The sequence below is a fragment of the Sinomonas albida genome, from assembly GCF_004919045.1.
In the GTDB taxonomy this organism is placed as follows: domain Bacteria; phylum Actinomycetota; class Actinomycetes; order Actinomycetales; family Micrococcaceae; genus Sinomonas; species Sinomonas albida.
In genome coordinates this window covers 1-16,245 of sequence record NZ_SWDW01000001.1, presented here as the reverse complement: position 1 = coordinate 16,245, position 16,245 = coordinate 1, and the positions used below count along the sequence as shown (strand labels likewise).

The following is a 16,245-nucleotide window of genomic DNA, read 5'->3' as shown; positions in this document are numbered from 1 at the left end:
GCCCCCGTTCCTCGAAGGCGCGGTCTTCGAGGAACGGGGGCAGAGCTGCCCTTCCCCGGTGGGGCTAGGCGATTTGCGCCGTGAGGCCGGCGGCTTGGATGGCCTTGGACGCTGCGGTCTCGTCGTTGTCCGAGCTGTCCCCGCTGATGCCCACGGCTCCTTGCACCGTACCGTCGTCCGCGCGGACGAGGACGCCGCCGGGGACTGGGATCAGGCGGCCGCCGAGGGCTGCCGCCGCTGCGGTGATGAAGTAGGCCTGCTGTTCGGCGCGCTCCATAAGGGCTCGCGAGCCCATGCCGAGGGCGAGGGCGCCGTATGCCTTGCCATGGGCGATCTCGAAGCGGTTGTTCGAGGCGCCGTCCTGCCGTGCTACGGCAACAATGTGGCCGCCGGCGTCGAGCACCACAACGGTCAGGGGCTTGAAACCGTGCTGTTGGCCTGCTGCGAGGGCCTCGGCGACGATGGACTGGGCGGTGGCGAGGCTCATGCTCATGATGCGCTCCTTGCGAGGTCGTCGCTGTGCTTCTGGGCTTCGCGGCGCCGGTGCAGGATGGGCTCGGTGTACCCCGAGGGCTGGTGGGCGCCCTCGAGCACGAGCTCCCGGGCGGCCAGGAAGGCCTCGGTGTTGAAGGCCGGAGACATGGGCATGTAGTCCGGGTCGTTGGCGTTTTGCTCGTCGACGACGGCGGCCATGCGCCGCAGCGACTCCTCCACCTGCTCTTCGGTGATGACGCCGTGCAGGAGCCAGTTGGAGATGTGCTGGGAGCTGATGCGGCAGGTGGCGCGGTCCTCCATCAGCGGCGTGCCGTGGATGTCGGGGACCTTGGAGCAGCCGACGCCGGCGTTGACCCAGCGCACCACGTAGCCGAGGGTGCTCTGGATGTTGTTGTCCAGCTCGTTGCGCCGGGCTTCGGCGTCCCACGCGGAAGGGTCGCCGGTCGGGATGGTGAGCAGCTGCTGGAGTGTGGAGCGCCGTGCCCCGCCGGCGAGCTTGGCCTGCTGGGCGTCCACATCTATCTGGTGGTAGTGGATGGCGTGCAGGGTGGCCGCTGTGGGTGAGGGGACCCAGGCGCAGTTCGCTCCGGCGAGCGGGTGCGCGATCTTCTGGTCGAGCATCTCTGCCAGGTTGTCCGGGGCGGCCCACATGCCCTTGCCGATCTGGGCGCGGCCGCGGAACCCGCACTCGAGCCCGATGTCGACGTTGGCGTCCTCATACGCTTTGATCCAGCTGGTGGAGCGCATGTCCTCCTTGCGGACCATGGGGCCGGCGAGCATCGACGTGTGGATCTCGTCCCCGGTGCGATCCAGGAAGCCGGTGTTGATGAAGACCACCCGGTCTCGGGCCTCCCAGATGCACGCCTTGAGGTTCGCCGAGGTGCGGCGCTCCTCGTCCATGATCCCGATCTTGAGGGTGAGCGGCTCCAGGCCGAGCACCGACTCCACGCCGGCGAGCAGCGCGCAGGCCACGGCCACCTCGCGTGGTCCGTGCATCTTAGGCTTGACGATGTACACCGAGCCGGTCCGCGAGTTCCCGCCGGCGGAGGGCCCGCGCAGGTCGTGCACGGAGCCGAGGCCGGTGAACAGTGCGTCGAGGATCTCCTCCGGCACTGGGTTCCCGGCCGCGTCGAGGACGGCGTCGCTGGTCATGAGGTGGCCCACCTGGCGGATGAGCAGCAGCGAGCGGCCCGGCAGTGTCAGCTCGGAGCCGTCGGGGGCGGCGTAGACCCGGTCGGAGTTCAGCCGCCGGGTCTGGGTGCGTCCGCCCTTCTCGACCTCGGCGGTCAGCGTGCCCTGCATGAGCTGGAGCCAGTTGCGGTAGCCGACCACCTTGTCCTCGGCATCGACTGCGGCGACCGAGTCCTCGAGGTCCATGATGGTCGTGACCGCGGATTCGAGGACGATGTCCTTCACCCCGGCCGCGTCGCCGGAGCCGATCGGGTGGCCGCGGTCGATCTGGATCTCAATGTGGAGGCCGTGGTGCACGAGCAGCACGGCCTCGGGCTGCGTGGGGGATCCGCGGTAGCCCGCGAATTGGGCGGCCTCGGCGAGCCCGACGGGCCCGGCCTCCGTCTCGGCGACGAGCGCGCCCTCGGCAATGCGGTAGGCGGTGACCTCCGTGTGCGAGGCGCCGGCGAGAGGCGTGTGCTCGTCGAGGAACTGCCGTCCCCGGGCGACGACGGCAGCACCCCGGACGGGGTTGTAGGCGCCAGCGCGCTCGCGCCCCTCCCCCTCGTCGATGACGTCCGTGCCGTAGAGCGCGTCATAGAGCGAGCCCCAGCGTGCGTTGGCCGCGTTCGCCGCAAAGCGGGCGTTCAGCAGCGGCACGACCAGCTGCGGGCCGGAGACGGTGGCGATCTCAGCGTCGACGCGATCGGTCGTGATCTGGAAATCCCCGGGCTCGTCCACGAGGTAGCCGATCGAGCGCAGGAATGCCCCGTACGCCTCCGGGTCCGTCTCGCCGCCGCCGGCGGAGCGGTGGAACTCGTCGATCTGTTCCTGCAGCCGGTCCCGCACGTCCAGCAACTCGCGCACCTGTGGGGTGAACTCCTCGAGGAGCCGTCCAGCACGGACCCAGAAGTCCTCCTCCCGGATGCCCGTGCCTGGAAGCGCCTCATCACGGACGAAGGCATAGAGCTCTCCGGCTACGCTGAGCCCGTTCGTCTCGACCCGTTCTGGCATAGGTCTGCACTCTCCTTATTTCCGCAATGCAAAAAAGCCATTTCGACTGACAAGAACCTAGTCGGGACCGTCTGAGTCTGTCAACGTGTGGACTGACCACCCTCTCGTGTCAGTCCCAGATGTGGACTGACCACTGTGGACTGACCATTGACGGTGACCTATCGCACACCTAGACTCGGCTGCGCGGCCGTTCCGCCTTTCTGAAAGCGGCCTTCCTCAACGGTCGCAAGAACACAGACAAAGGAGTCTCTGTGCCCACGTTCCACCAGCTCGTCGACCCTCTGGGCGGCTCACTCGCCCTCGCTGCCCTGCTCGCGGCCCTGCCCCTCATCCTGCTGTTCATCATGCTCGGCGTCTTCCGCACCAAAGCGTGGAAGGCCGCCGTCGCGAGCCTCATCCTTTCGATCGTCCTGGCTGCCACGGTGTGGCGGATGCCGCTGGACCAGACCCTCAGTGCGACCGCCGAAGGGGCGTTCTACGGGTTCTTCCCGATCCTGTGGATCCTCATCAACGCCCTGTGGGTATACCGGCTGACCACGGAGACCCGCTGGTTCGAGGTGCTCGGCGCGACGATCCGCTCGATCTCGAACGACCACCGCATCCTGGCGATCCTGATCGCCTTCTGCTTTGGCGCGCTACTCGAAGCCCTCGCCGGGTTCGGTGCGCCCGTCGCGATTACCTCGGCCATGCTGATGGCCGCGGGCATGAAGCCGCTCAAGTCCGCCGCGGTCTCGCTTCTGGCCAACACAGCCCCGGTCGCATTCGGGGCCATGGGATCGCCGGTCATCGCCCTCAGCGGCGTCACGGGCATCCCCCTCGCAACCGTTTCGGCCATGGCGGGGCGCCAGACTCCCTTCCTTGCCCTCATCGTTCCGCTCCTGCTGGTGTTCATCGTCGACGGCAGGCGTGGCGTCCGCCAGACATGGCCCGCGGCCCTCGTCGGCGGCACAGTGTTCGCCATCGTCCAGTTCCTCACGTCGAACTTCTTCACCGTTGAGCTCACGGACGTCCTCGCGAGCATTGTGGCCATCGCCGCCGTCCTCCTTCTGCTGCGGGTGTGGACGCCTGCCGCCGCGACGTCGAACGCCGAGGACGAATCCGCCGTCGTCCGCGAGGCTGAGGTGATTGCGCACGGCAGTGCGGACATCGGCGCGCGCAGCCCTCGAGTTGGCGCAGCGGCCGACGGCGGGAGGGCCACCGGTATAGGAGGTCCGACGAGATCGAACGCAGCAGCGGACGGGGAAGTCGACATCCCCGAGCGCCCATCGCCTCGGGAGATCTGGATGGCGATCGCACCTTACCTCGTGATCATCGCGGTCTTCTCCTTCTCCCAGATTCCGGGCATCAAGGCCTGGCTGACTGACGCCGGCGGGTTCTCATTCCGCTGGCCGTGGCTGGACGTCGTCGGCGCGAACGGCAAGCCTGTGTCCTCGCAGATCATGCGCTTCGACCATCTCAAGGCAACTGGGACGCTCCTCCTCATCTCCGGGCTCATCACGCTTGCCCTCTACCGGATCCCCTTCCGGTCCGGCGTCAGAATCTATGGCCAGACCCTGACGATGCTCCGGTGGACGATCCTGACCGTGTGCTCCGTCCTGGCACTCTCGTTCGTCATGAACCTCTCGGGCGAGACGGGTACGCTCGGTGTGGCGCTCGCCTCGGCAGGCGGGATCTTCGCCCTTCTTTCACCCGTCCTTGGCTGGATCGGCGTCGCGCTCACAGGCTCGGACACGTCGTCGAATTCGCTCTTCGGTCAGCTCCAAGTGACCGCGGCCTCCCACGCGGGCCTCTCTCCGGTGCTCATGGCCGCGACAAACTCCTCTGCCGGCGTCCTCGGCAAGATGCTCTCACTCCAGAACCTGGCCGTTGCTGCAGCCGCCGTCGGAATCGACGGGCTGGAAAGCACGCTGTTCCGGCGGCTCCTCGGCTGGAGCGTCGCCCTCCTCGTGGTGCTGACCGGGCTCGTCCTCCTGCAGACCTCGGTCCTTGCCTGGATGGTGCCGTGACCACCGCGACCAACTCACTCGACCCTCGAAACGAAAGCCCGAAAGGCTCCGCTATGCCGATCAAGACCCCCTCTGACACTCCCGGCGTCACCGCCGGCGCTGCGACAAGTCTCGCGGGCCACCCGCGTTACACCTCCGATGCCGACGCACGCGCAGCCGCTGCCACCGACCGGTCCGGCTACATCCCGCCTACCCTTCCCGACGGCGTTATCCGTGCCCGCAGCGTCGATGACGTCGTTGAGGCACTCCGTCTTGCCCACGCCCACGCCATCCCCGTGGTCCCCCGCGGCGCGGGAACCGGCTTGGCTGGGGGCGCCAGCGCGCACGCCGGCGAGGTCGTGGTGGACCTCTCCGGCATGAACCGCATTCTGGCCATCGACCCAGTCGAGATGACCGCCGTCGTCGAACCCGGCGTGCTCAATGCCGAAGTCAACGCCGCCGCCGCCGAGTACGGGCTCTTCTACGCCCCCGACCCGGCCAGCACGGCGATCTGCTCAATCGGGGGCAACATCGCCACCAACGCCGGAGGCATGTGGTGTGCGAAGTACGGGGTCACCAGGGAATCGGTGCTCGGGCTCCGCGTCGTCCTCGCGGATGGGCGCATCCTGCGCACCGGCCGGGCGACCATCAAGGGAGTCACCGGCTACGACCTCAACGCCCTCTTCATCGGTTCCGAGGGCACCCTCGGTGTCGTGGTCGAAGCGACGCTGCGGCTGCGCCCCCGCCCCGTCCGGACCGAGACCGTCGCGGCCTACTTCCCTGACATCGAAACGGCGGGCCGTGCGGCCTCAGCGATCACTGCCGCACGCATCCAGCCCTCGATCCTGGAGCTCATGGACGGCCCCACCCTCGAGGCGGTCGACGAGGCCGAGGGCACCTGCCACCGCGAACTCGGCGGCGCCTTCCTCCTCGCGCAGACCGACGGCTACGGAGCCCACCTCGAGCTCGACGAGATCGCCCGAGCCATCAGCCCCTACGCCACGTCCACCCACCGGGCAGCGAGCGCGGAAGAGGCCGAAGCGCTGGTCAAGGCCCGCCGCGACGCGATCCCCGCCCTCGAAAGGCTCGGCCGCGTCTCGATCGGCGACATCGCCGTCCCGCGGAACCGCCTCGCCGAGGCCTTCGCCGGCCTCGAGGACATCTCGGCCCAAACGGGCGTGCGGATCTTCAGCGTCGCCCACGCCGCCGATGGCAACCTGCACCCTATGATCGTCGTCGAACCCCACGAGTCGATCACTGACCGACCCGCCAAAGCTGCGCTCGGGGACATGTTCCACCTCGCCCAGCGCCTCGGCGGCACGCTTACGGGTGAGCACGGCGTGGGACTGCTCAAGCGCGAATGGGTCGGCGAAGAACTCGGCGAGACCTCCCGCGCCGTCCAGCAGGCCATCAAAGCCGCCCTGGACCCCTCCGGCATCCTGAACCCCGCAAAGGCCATCTAGGAAGCCAGGGAACCCTCGAGTTCCCGCGGCTCTGCAGAGCCCCCTGCCGGATTCGAACCGGCGACCCTCTGTTTACAAGACAGATGCTCTGGCCAACTGAGCTAAGGGGGCGCGGCGCCCGAGCCTGCGGGCGCACCATCCAAGCGTAGCGCTTGGTGGCCGCGGGCCCGAAAACGGGTCGCCAGCCGGATCCGCGGGCGAACGAAGTCCCGTTCTCGCAGAGGAAGTTCCCCCGAAGGTGACTCCTGCCGCAACAGGGGGACTTCCCGATCGCGCCACCAGAAACGAAGCGGCCCGGCCCCCACCAAGGGGAGCTGGGCCGCCGTCGTCCGCCGTATGCGGGAGGCGAGGGCGTCAGGGCTTGGCGCGCGCGTCCAGGTCAGCCTGGAGGAACGCGTCGAACCCCTGGCTCTGCGAGTCTCCGATCCCCCACTGCTTGCCGTCCACGATCGCCGTCGGCGTGCCGCTCACGCCGCTCGCCGTGGCGAGCTGCGTGGTGTATTTGACCCACGGTCTGTACGTCTTGTCGTCCACGCACTTCGAGATATCGGCCCCGAGACCCGAGGCGATCTCCTTGAGCTGCTGGTCCGAGAGGCCGGCCGAGCCCTCGGCGGGCTGCTGGTCGTACAGCTTCGAGAAGAAGTCCGCGTACTTGTCCGGGTTGGAGTTAGCCACGCACGCCGCGGCGGCCGCCGCGCGCGAGGAGTAGTTGGTCGTCGAGTTCCGGTCGAGGAACGCGATGGGCCGGTACTCCAGCGTGATCTGACCGGCGTTGCGCAGATCGGTCAGCTTCTGGCCGTACGTCTGCTCGAACTGGTGGCAGATCGGGCAGATGAAGTCCACGTACACCACGACCTTGGCCGGCTGCCCCTTCGGTGCCGGATCGATGCCCGGCGCCGCGGTGGCCTGGCCCTGGGAGGGCTGGGTGCTGGGCGTGGGAACGCTCGCCACATTGACGTTCGACGCCGGCTGCGCGGTGACCGCTGTGCCCTTGCCGAGGGTGATCCCGCCGTTGGTGTTCATGTTGGCCGGGCTCGGCCCGCTGTCCGCGATGGGCGCGTTGCTCTGCATGCTGGTCGTGATCACGAGCGCCACGACGGCGATCACGGCGACAAGCGCCACGACGACGCCCCACCGCAGGAGCAGCTTGTTCCGCTTCTCCTTCTTGAGCTGGGCCTCGCGGATCTGGCGGGCCTTCTCGCGGGCAGCTGCGGTGCGCTCCGCTTTCGTGGGGCGTGGTTGGTTGGAGGGGCTCATCGTTCCTCGTGTCATTTCGCGGGCGCGGGGATGCGCTTCGGGTCGGCGACGGGGCCAGTGTATGCCAGCAGGCATGGCTGTCCCTGTCAGGGTCTCCACAGGCCGCAACGAGCGGCTATTCCGAACGGTTCCATGACCCGGTTGTGACGATTGCCGCACCCCGCCCCCGGGTAGGGTGGACATGATCCCATGGGAATGCGAGGTAGGGCGAAAGTGGCTCACGAGAGTGAACAGATAGCACCCGAGACGAAGACCAGGAAGGGCAGGGGCTCCGGCCAGTACGACTTCCTTGTCGTCGCCAACCGCCTGCCCGTCGATCGTGCCGGAGACGGCCAGAACTCCGGCTGGAAGCGCTCCCCTGGCGGCCTCGTGACGGCCCTCGCGCCCGTCATGGAAAAGGCCGACGGCGCGTGGGTGGGTTGGGTGGGCTCCCCCGACGAGGAGATCGAGCCGTTCGAATACGGCGGCATGGCGCTCGTTCCTGTCGAGCTCTCGACGTCCGAGGTCGAGCTGTACTACGAGGGCTTCTCGAACGCGACCCTCTGGCCCCTGTACCACGACGTCATCGCGCCCCCGGAGTTCCACCGCACGTGGTGGGACGCGTACCGCAGGGTCAACGAGCGCTTCGCTGTCGCCGTGCTGGCCCGCGCGGCAGAGGGCGCCACAGTATGGGTGCAGGACTATCAGCTCCAGCTCGTCCCGGCGATCCTGCGCGAACGGCGCCCGGATCTGCGCATCGGCTTCTTCAACCACATCCCGTTCCCGCCTCCGGAGATCTTCTCCCAGCTGCCGTGGCGCCGCCAGGTCCTCGAGGGCCTCCTCGGCGCCGACCTGGTCGGGTTCCAGCGTCCCAACGATGCCCTCAACTTCGCGCGGAGCGCACGGCGCTACGGCAGTGCGGGCGGCAAGGGCACCCACCTTCTTGTGGGCCCGGAGCAACGCACGGTGCGCGCGGAGCCGTTCCCGATCTCGATCGACACGGCCCGGATCTCCGAGCTCGCCAGCCAGCCCGAGATCCGCGAGCGCGCCCGCCAGATCCGCCACGACCTCGGCAACCCCAAGACGATCATGCTCGGCGTCGATCGCCTCGACTACACGAAGGGCATCCGGCACCGTCTGAAGGCCTTCGAGGAGCTCCTCTCCGACGGCCGGATCCAGGTCGGCGAGGTGACGCTCATCCAGGTCGCGAGCCCGAGCCGCGAACGGGTCGAGCAGTACCGCCTCCTCCGCGAGGAGATCGAGGGCACGGTGGGCCGCATCAACGGCGCCTTCGACACGCTCCAGCACACCGCGGTCCGCTACCTGCACCACAACTACCCGGTCGAGGAAATGGTGGCGCTCTACCTCGCGGCGGACGTCATGCTCGTGACGGCGCTGCGCGACGGCATGAACCTCGTCGCGAAGGAATACGTCGCCGCCCGGGGCGACGGGACGGGCGCGCTCGTGCTGAGCGAGTTCGCGGGGGCCGCGGATCAGCTCAAGCAGGCGCTCCTCATCAACCCGCACGATATCTCGGGTCTCAAAGACGCGATGGTCACGGCCATCGGGCTGCCCTCCGGGGCGGCGGGGCGGCGCATGAAGGCCATGCGCCGCCAGATCATCGTCCACAATGTCGAGGAATGGTCCACCTCGTTCCTCGACCGGCTCGCGGAGGTCACGCATGGCTAGCACCGGAGTCCCCCACGACCTGAGGATCGCGCTCGAGCGGCTCGCCGCCGTCGAACGCCTCCTCGTGGCCCTCGACTTCGACGGGGTCGTCTCCCCGATCGTCGAGCGGGCCGAGCAGGCCCGCCCGCTCCCCGAGACCGCGGCGGCGGTGGCTGAACTCGCGGGCCTCGCCGGCACGTGGACGGCGTACGTCTCCGGCCGCTCGCTCGAGAGCCTCATCGCCGCGGCCTCCCCGGACGCCCGCACGCTGCTGATCGGCAGCCATGGCGCCGAAGTGCGGCTCGGCGGCGAGGAGCATCCGGTGACCCTCGACCCGGACCAGAAGGAGGCGCTCGACGTCCTCCACGCGACGCTCACCGCCGTCGCGGCGGGCGCGCCCGGGACGTGGGTCGAGGAGAAGCCCGCCGGCCGGGTCCTCCACACGCGCCAGGCCGAGGCAAGCGTGGCCGAGGCGGCCGTCGCCACCGCCCGAGAGCGCCTCGCGGGCCGCCGCGACGTCTTCCTCAAGACCGGAAAGCAGGTGCTCGAAGGCTCGGTGGTCCATGCGACGAAGGGCGAGGGCATCGCCTTCCTGCGTCAGGTCACCGAGGCGGACGCGGTCCTCTTCGCGGGCGACGACGTCACGGACGAGGACGGCTTCCTCGCCTTGGAGGACGGCGACGCCGGGATCAAAGTGGGCGACGGCGACACCTCCGCGGGCTTCAGGGTGGGCGGACCCGAGGACATCGCCGAGGCGATGGCGCTCCTCGTGCGGTTCCGCGCGGAACTGGGCGCACAGCGGACTTCGTGACTCGATCGGACGTCGTGACTCGATCGGAGCAGAGCCGTCCACGTGGCGGACGTCACACTTTGGATCCCGATGTGATGCATGCCATACTCGTCTGGTGACTCCGGGCACATCCCGGCAGATCGCACTGTGTCAGAATCGGCGATGCCAGCTTCGGCAGCCGTAGTCGGCACACAACTGAACAACATGAACCATTCACAACGGATCGTCCGGCACGTACCTGCCGGTGAAGGGACACGATTACTGTGGCAACAGTGACGTTCGACAACGCTACGCGCCTGTACCCGGGCACCGATAAGCCCGCGGTGGACAAGCTCAACATCCAGATCGCGGACGGCGAGTTCCTGGTTCTGGTCGGCCCCTCGGGCTGCGGAAAGTCCACCTCTCTTCGTATGCTGGCTGGCTTGGAGGACGTCAACTCCGGCCGCATCCTCATCGGCGATCGTGACGTCACGGACGTCCCGCCGAAGGACCGCGACATCGCCATGGTGTTCCAGAACTACGCGCTGTACCCGCACATGTCGGTTGCAGACAACATGGGCTTCGCGCTCAAGATCGCCGGCGTCTCCAAGGAAGAGCGCGCGCAGCGTGTTCGCGAGGCGGCCAAGCTCCTCGACCTCGAGCAGTACCTCGACCGCAAGCCGAAGGCTCTCTCGGGCGGCCAGCGCCAGCGTGTCGCCATGGGCCGCGCGATCGTCCGCAACCCGCAGGTCTTCCTCATGGACGAGCCGCTCTCGAACCTCGACGCCAAGCTCCGCGTCCAGACCCGTACGCAGATCGCGTCCCTGACCCGCCGCCTCGGCGTCACGACCGTCTACGTCACGCACGACCAGGTCGAGGCCATGACCATGGGTGACCGCGTCGCGGTCCTCAAGGACGGCCTCCTCCAGCAGGTCGACACCCCGCGCAACCTCTACGACAAGCCGCAGAACGTCTTCGTGGCCGGCTTCATCGGCTCGCCTGCGATGAACCTCCTCGAGCTCCCAGAGGTCGACAACGGCGTGCAGTTCGGCGGCACGGTCTACCCGGTGGCGCGCGATGTCCTCGCCGAGGCGACGGGCAGCACCGTGACGCTCGGTGTCCGTCCCGAGGATCTCGAGGGCGCCCCGCAGGGCGAGGGCCTCGAGGTCGAGGTCGACGTCGTCGAGGAGCTCGGCGCCGACGCGTACATCTATGGCCACACCACGCTGAACGGCCAGACCCACGACATCGTGGCGCGCACCGACGGCCGCCGCCCCCCGATGAAGGGCGACAAGGTGTGGGTGCGCCCGCAGCAGGGCCACGTGCACCTCTTCGACACGAAGTCGGGCGCGCGCCTCGGCTAGTCAATCAGTACACATCGCTGTGCCCGCCGGGTCTCCGGCGGGCACAGCCGTTTTCCCGGAAAAGAGCACGATGAACGGCGCAAACTGGCAGGACGAGCCGACCGACTACGAGATGCTCGGCAAGCTTCCGCGGAACGAACCGCTTCCCGAGCCCCCGCCCGCGAACGTCATGGGGTCCCTCAGCATCACCGCCGCCGCGGCTGACCCCGAACTCCTGGACCTCCCGTGGCACATCCGGCTCGAGGAGTGGCCGGAGGAATACCTCGCCGCCCTCCCGCGCGGCATCTCACGCCACATCGTGCGCTTCGCCAAGCTCGGCAGCTCGGTCATCGCCGTCAAGGAGACCGGGGAGCACATCGCGAGGCACGAGTACCACATGCTGCGCCGCCTCCAGCGCCTCGACGTCCCCTGCGTCGAGCCGGTCGCCGTCATTCGCGACCGCCAGACGCCTGACGGCCGCCCCCTCGATCCCGTGCTCGTGACGCGGCACCTCAAGTTCTCGCTCCCGTACCGCGCGCTGTTCTCGCAGACGCTGCGGAAGGACACGCTCACGCGCCTCATCGACGCGCAGGCCCTCCTGCTCGTCCGGCTGCACCTCATCGGCTTCTACTGGGGCGACGTCTCCCTGTCGAACACGCTCTTCCGCCGCGACGCGGGATCGTTCGCCGCCTACCTCGTCGATGCCGAGACCGGCGAGCTCTACCCCGACCTCTCGACGGGGCAGCGCGAGTACGATCTCGAGATTGCGCGCGTCAACATCGCCGGCGAACTGATGGACCTCCTCGAGGGCGGACTCATCGACCCCGAGGTCGATCCGGTCGCGACGAGCGAACGCATCATGGACTCCTACCGCAACCTGTGGGCCGAGCTCACGGAGAAGGAGTCGTTCGAACTCGGTGAGCGCTGGCGCGTGAGCGCGCGCATCCGCCGGCTCAACGAGCTGGGCTTCGACGTCGAGGAATACGCGATCAAGACGACCGCCGGCGGCTCGACGATCCAGCTCCAGCCCAAAGTGGTCGACGCCGGCCATCACCAGAGGCGGCTCCTGCGCCTCACCGGGCTGGACGCCCAGGAAAACCAGGCGCGCCGGCTCCTCAACGACATGGACTCGTTCCGGGCCGACAACTTCCCTGACCAGGACCAGGAGATCGCAGCCCACGCGTGGGTCACCCAGGTCTTCGAGCCGATCGTGCGGGCCATCCCGAGGGAGCTCTCGGGAAAGCTCGAGCCGGCGGAGGTTGTGCACCAGGTCCTCGAGCACCGGTGGTACATGTCGGAAAAGCTCGACCGGCACGTGCCCCTCGCGGAGACTCTCCAGTCCTACATCGACACGGTCCTCCGGCACCGCCGCGACGAGGCTGCGATCATGCTCAACCCGGACACGAACATGCTCAAGGTCCTCGCGGCCGAGGAGGCTGCCCGGCGGGAGGCCGAAGCCGAGGACGCGTTCGACGACGACGGCGCCGCGCGCGACGAGTCCGACTTCGCCGAGGAAGATACCGTCGACGCCGACTGAACGCGAGCGTCCGGCCGGCCCCGCCTCGGTGGGGCCAGCCTGCTGGGCGTCAGGGCGCTAGCGGACGTGCTCCGAGAGCCAGGCGACGAGCGGGCGCAGCTCGTTCCAGTAGCCACGGATCCGGTCGAGGGCCTCCGGCGTGTCGAGCCACTCCGGGGTGCCGAGCGCCTTCCCGGCGGTGATCGACTTGTGCTTCAGGAGTTCGCCGCGCGGATGGTCGGCTCCGAACTCGCGCGGAACGGTCTTGAGGCGCTCCCCCTCGATCGCGAACCCGCCGTCGCGGAGCGCGCCGACGATCCGCTCGAGCTCCTCCCCGGACGCCGGCGCGTTGATCGCGGCCCGGAGCCGCGCCACCTGGTCAGGCGTGCTCGTGTGGCACCCACCGCCGACCATGAGGCCCGTCGAATCGAGGTGCAGGTAGTACCCGGTCCCTTCCGCTGTCGAGGCGAAGCCGCCCTGCGACGTCTTGTACGGCGACTTGTCCTTGCTGAACCGCACGTCGCGGTTGGGCCGGAACGCCTTGCCCTCGCCGAAGTCGTCGGACAGCTCATCGAGGAGCGCGAGCATGGGGCCGCGGATGGCCTTCTCGTAGATGTCCTTGTGGTCGAGCCACCACTCACGCGTGTTGTTCTGCTCGAGCTCGGCGTAGAACGCCGGTCCGTCGGCCGGGAAACCCTCGAAGTCGCTCATGCACAGGATCATGGCTGATTGCCTAGCCTCCCGCAACGCGCGGACGACGGCGGCCCGAACCGCCGCCGGACCCTCACCATCTTCCGCGCCCACCACGCGGCGAGTCGGCGCGAATCGCCGTCTTCTGGGGCCTTCCAGCCGCGTGAAGAGGGTGAGACTCCGACGGTCGGCATCAGCCGACGGGCAAGAGCTGGCTCCCTTCAACCGCACTATTCTGGTGATGCTGGACCTCGGACGCGCCGCCATTGGGCTGCGTTCGCTATCGAGAACAGGAGAGAGGAGGCCACGTTGGGCGTCAGCATCCGTGACGTGGCCGAATCCGCCGGCGTCTCGATGGCCACCGTGTCCCGAGCCCTGAGCGGGCGGGGCAACGTGTCGGAACGGAGCCGCAAGCGCGTGCTCGACGCCGCCGCGGAGCTCGGCTTCGTCCCCTCCTACACGGCCTCGAGCCTCGCCTACGGGCGCACCCGCAACATCGGCGTCATGCTGCCGAGCGTGAGCCGCTGGTTTTTCTCGAGCGTGCTTGAAGGAGCTTCGAAGGCACTGCTCGATGCCGGCTACGACCTCACTCTGTACAACACGGGCGAGCAGCCGGACGACCGCGAGAGCGTGCTCAACGACTTCCTTCTCCGCCAGCGGCTCGACGGCATCATCGCCGTCTCGCTCGAGCTCACCGCCGCCGAGGTCAAGCAGCTCCTCCGCGTGAGGCGTCCCGTCGTTGGAGTGGGCGGCACGATCGAGGGCGTCGCGACGCTGCGGATCGACGATTTCGAGGTCGCGAGGCACGCGACCGAGCACCTTATTGGGCTCGGCCATCGCGACATCGCCCACGTGAGCGGTACCCCCGAGTTCGAGCGCGACTTCGCCCTGCCCACGAGCCGCCGCGAGGGCTATCTCGAGGCGATGCGGGACGCCGGTCTTGAGGTGCGCGCATCGTGGCTCGCCGCGACAGACTTCACGATCCCTGGCGCCTACGATGCCTCGAAGCGGCTCCTCGCCGCACCTGGCGGGCGTCCCACCGCAATCTTTGCGGCGTCGGATGAGATGGCATTCGGAGCGGTCCTTGCGGCCCGCGATCTCGGGCTCCGCGTCCCCGACGACCTCTCGGTGGTCGGCATCGACGGCCACGACCTCGGCGGCCTCTTCGGGCTCACCACGTTCGACCAGGATCCCCGCGCTCAGGGCGCCGCCGCCGTGAGGATGCTCCTGCGCCAGCTCGACGGCGACGGCGATGCGCCGCACAGCGAAATCATCGAGCCCGAGCTCGTGGTGCGACAGAGCACCTCGACGCCGGCGGCCGCGCGCCGCGCCTGACCCGATCAGAGTCGCTCGGGTCCCCACCTCCGTTGGACCGCGACAACATCAGCGTCGCGGCACCAGCACGCCGTCAGCGGCCTAGCATTAGCTGCCGAGAATCAGCGGCCCAGCATCAGCGCCGGGGCACACCGCTGCAGCGGCCCAGCATCAGCGCCGGGGCACACCGCTGCAGCGGCCCAGCATCAGCGGCGGGGCTAAGCGATCGTTTCGACGGCCTCGGCCGACACTCCGAAGTAGGCCGCATAGCGGCCCAGGATCACGGGCCATTCACTGTACTTCTCGTACTGCTCTCGCCCTTCGGCGCCGCGAGCCCAGCCGTCGTGGGTGAACGTCACGAGCGTCCCGCCGTCGGGAAGGTCCTCGAACTCGACGCCCACCCGTGTGGGTGCGTCGGGTCGCCAGGCGAGCGTCCATGAGAACTCGACGAACGACGGCGGCTCCTCCTCCCGCACTTCTCCCCAGATTTGCGTCTCCCCGGACTCGGACTCCTCGCCGATGACACCGTCCGCGACGTAAGCGTGAGTCGTGGGTCCGAATCCCGTGTAGCTGGCAGGCCACCAGAGGTGGATGTCGCCGACAAACGCCGAGAACGCGATCTCTCGAGGCGCCGGAACGGAGAGGCGGTACACGCGCGCCGGGGGTGCCTGGACGCCTTCCTCGGAAGGGTCGGGCTGCGAGCCATGAGAGAAGAGGGGTTCCACGCAGAGGATCCTACCGACGCCGACCGCCGACCGAAAACCACCCGCCACCCACCCCGTCTCGGGTACAGATACTCCCCGCCCCACCCCGTCTCGGGTACAGATACTCCCCGCCCCGCCCGTCTCGGGTACAGAAACCACCCGCCCCGGGCCGTCTCGGGTACGGATACTGCCCGTCCCGGGCCGTCTCGGGTACGGATGCCGTCCCCCGCCGGCGGCAAGGGTGGTGCTGCCGGGGCGGGGCCGTCGGGGAGTTGGCGTGCCCGAGAGCCGGAGGAGGGGGAGTTGGCGTACCCGAGACCCGGAGGAGCGGGAGTTGGCGTACCCGAGAGCCAGAAGAGCAGGAGTTGGCGTACCCGAGACCGCAAGGTGGGGCGGGGTTCTTGGGCTGCTTTGGGTTGGGTTTTGGGTGTTAAATGCCTGAGGGCCCCACGTCGGTGTGGGGCCCTCGGGTGGGGTGTTGTCCGGCGGTGTCCTACTCTCCCACACCCTGGCGGGTGCAGTACCATCGGCGCTGTGGGGCTTAGCTTCCGGGTTCGGGATGGGTCCGGGCGTTTCCCCCACGCTATGGCCGCCGTAACCTGTTCTCCGCGCACCGGCCCCGGGGTGGGGTGGTGGGGAAGCCTTGTGGTTGCGGTGCTGGCCCCCCGGTGTCCCGCGGGTGCGGGTTGGGGGTCCGTGCGTGCTGTATTCGGTTGTGGCGTATTCGGTTGTGGTGGTGCTGTTGTGGTGTCCGTGGTGCTGTGGGTGGTGGGGGGTTGTTGTCTGGGGACCGTAGAGTGGACGCGAGCAGTGTGCTGTGCTGTGTGGTGTGAGGCTGTTGGCCTATTAGTACCGGTCGGCTTCGCAGGTCGTTGGTC

12 protein-coding genes, 1 tRNA gene and 1 rRNA gene are annotated in these 16,245 nt (G+C 68.6%); 7 read left to right on the top strand and 7 right to left on the bottom strand.

Features of this window, described 5'->3' with window-relative positions; genetic code table 11:
* Positions 1 to 64 precede the first annotated feature (64 nt).
* On the bottom strand, positions 65 to 493 hold the full coding sequence (locus E6A26_RS00075) for a GlcG/HbpS family heme-binding protein (protein ID WP_136609154.1): 429 nt from the start codon (positions 491 to 493) through the stop codon (positions 65 to 67).
* A complete protein-coding gene (locus E6A26_RS00070; protein ID WP_136609153.1) occupies positions 490 to 2,679 on the bottom strand; it encodes a malate synthase G in 2,190 nt (729 codons plus the stop codon). The genes E6A26_RS00075 and E6A26_RS00070 overlap by 4 nt, the downstream gene beginning before the upstream one ends.
* Positions 2,680 to 2,930: 251 nt before the next feature.
* Here E6A26_RS00070 and E6A26_RS00065 point away from each other — a divergent pair, with 251 nt between their 5' ends.
* Both E6A26_RS00065 and E6A26_RS00060 read left to right on the top strand, forming a co-directional pair.
* Positions 2,931 to 4,685 carry an L-lactate permease gene (locus E6A26_RS00065; RefSeq protein WP_136609152.1) on the top strand — a complete coding sequence of 585 codons (1,755 nt, stop codon included), beginning with the start codon at positions 2,931 to 2,933 and terminating at the stop codon, positions 4,683 to 4,685.
* A gap of 53 nt (positions 4,686 to 4,738) precedes the next feature.
* Entirely contained in the window at positions 4,739 to 6,127 is a 1,389-nt protein-coding gene (locus tag E6A26_RS00060) for an FAD-binding oxidoreductase (protein WP_136609151.1), read from the top strand.
* A gap of 37 nt (positions 6,128 to 6,164) precedes the next feature.
* Here E6A26_RS00060 and E6A26_RS00055 read toward each other — a convergent pair.
* Together E6A26_RS00055 and E6A26_RS00050 are read right to left on the bottom strand one after the other, a co-directional pair.
* A tRNA-Thr gene (locus E6A26_RS00055) sits at positions 6,165 to 6,238 on the bottom strand.
* A 243-nt stretch (positions 6,239 to 6,481) separates the two neighbouring features.
* The gene (locus E6A26_RS00050) at positions 6,482 to 7,384 is read right to left on the bottom strand and encodes a DsbA family protein (protein ID WP_136609150.1); all 903 of its coding nucleotides are present in this window, start codon (positions 7,382 to 7,384) and stop codon (positions 6,482 to 6,484) included.
* A 195-nt stretch (positions 7,385 to 7,579) separates the two neighbouring features.
* On the opposite strand from E6A26_RS00050, the gene E6A26_RS00045 reads away from it, so the two are divergent.
* The 4 genes from E6A26_RS00045 to E6A26_RS00030 all read left to right on the top strand — a co-directional run bounded on the left by E6A26_RS00045 (position 7,580) and on the right by E6A26_RS00030 (position 12,680).
* Positions 7,580 to 9,052, top strand: a complete 1,473-nt coding sequence (locus tag E6A26_RS00045) for an alpha,alpha-trehalose-phosphate synthase (UDP-forming) (RefSeq protein WP_136609468.1) — start codon at positions 7,580 to 7,582, stop codon at positions 9,050 to 9,052.
* On the top strand, positions 9,045 to 9,842 hold the full coding sequence (gene otsB / locus E6A26_RS00040) for a trehalose-phosphatase (RefSeq protein ID WP_136609149.1): 798 nt from the start codon (positions 9,045 to 9,047) through the stop codon (positions 9,840 to 9,842). The genes E6A26_RS00045 and otsB overlap by 8 nt, the downstream gene beginning before the upstream one ends.
* A gap of 242 nt (positions 9,843 to 10,084) precedes the next feature.
* The gene (locus tag E6A26_RS00035) at positions 10,085 to 11,164 is read left to right on the top strand and encodes an ABC transporter ATP-binding protein (protein ID WP_136609148.1); all 1,080 of its coding nucleotides are present in this window, start codon (positions 10,085 to 10,087) and stop codon (positions 11,162 to 11,164) included.
* A gap of 70 nt (positions 11,165 to 11,234) precedes the next feature.
* Positions 11,235 to 12,680 (top strand): DUF4032 domain-containing protein, encoded by a 1,446-nt coding sequence (locus tag E6A26_RS00030; protein WP_136609147.1) that lies wholly within the window; start codon positions 11,235 to 11,237, stop codon positions 12,678 to 12,680.
* Positions 12,681 to 12,737: 57 nt separating this feature from the next.
* Here the strand turns inward: E6A26_RS00030 and E6A26_RS00025 are convergent, their stop codons facing one another.
* Positions 12,738 to 13,370: a DUF2461 domain-containing protein gene (locus E6A26_RS00025; protein WP_136609146.1), complete on the bottom strand. Its 633-nt coding sequence runs from the start codon at positions 13,368 to 13,370 to the stop codon at positions 12,738 to 12,740.
* A gap of 300 nt (positions 13,371 to 13,670) precedes the next feature.
* Between E6A26_RS00025 and E6A26_RS00020 the strand changes: the two genes are divergently transcribed.
* Entirely contained in the window at positions 13,671 to 14,684 is a 1,014-nt protein-coding gene (locus tag E6A26_RS00020) for a LacI family DNA-binding transcriptional regulator (RefSeq protein WP_268815197.1), read from the top strand.
* Positions 14,685 to 14,881: 197 nt separating this feature from the next.
* Here E6A26_RS00020 and E6A26_RS17515 read toward each other — a convergent pair whose 3' ends face one another.
* A complete protein-coding gene (locus E6A26_RS17515) occupies positions 14,882 to 15,388 on the bottom strand; it encodes an SRPBCC domain-containing protein (RefSeq protein WP_168928630.1) in 507 nt (168 codons plus the stop codon).
* Between the two features lie 459 nt (positions 15,389 to 15,847).
* Positions 15,848 to 15,964 (bottom strand): 5S ribosomal RNA (gene rrf / locus E6A26_RS00010).
* Positions 15,965 to 16,245: the final 281 nt, after the last annotated feature.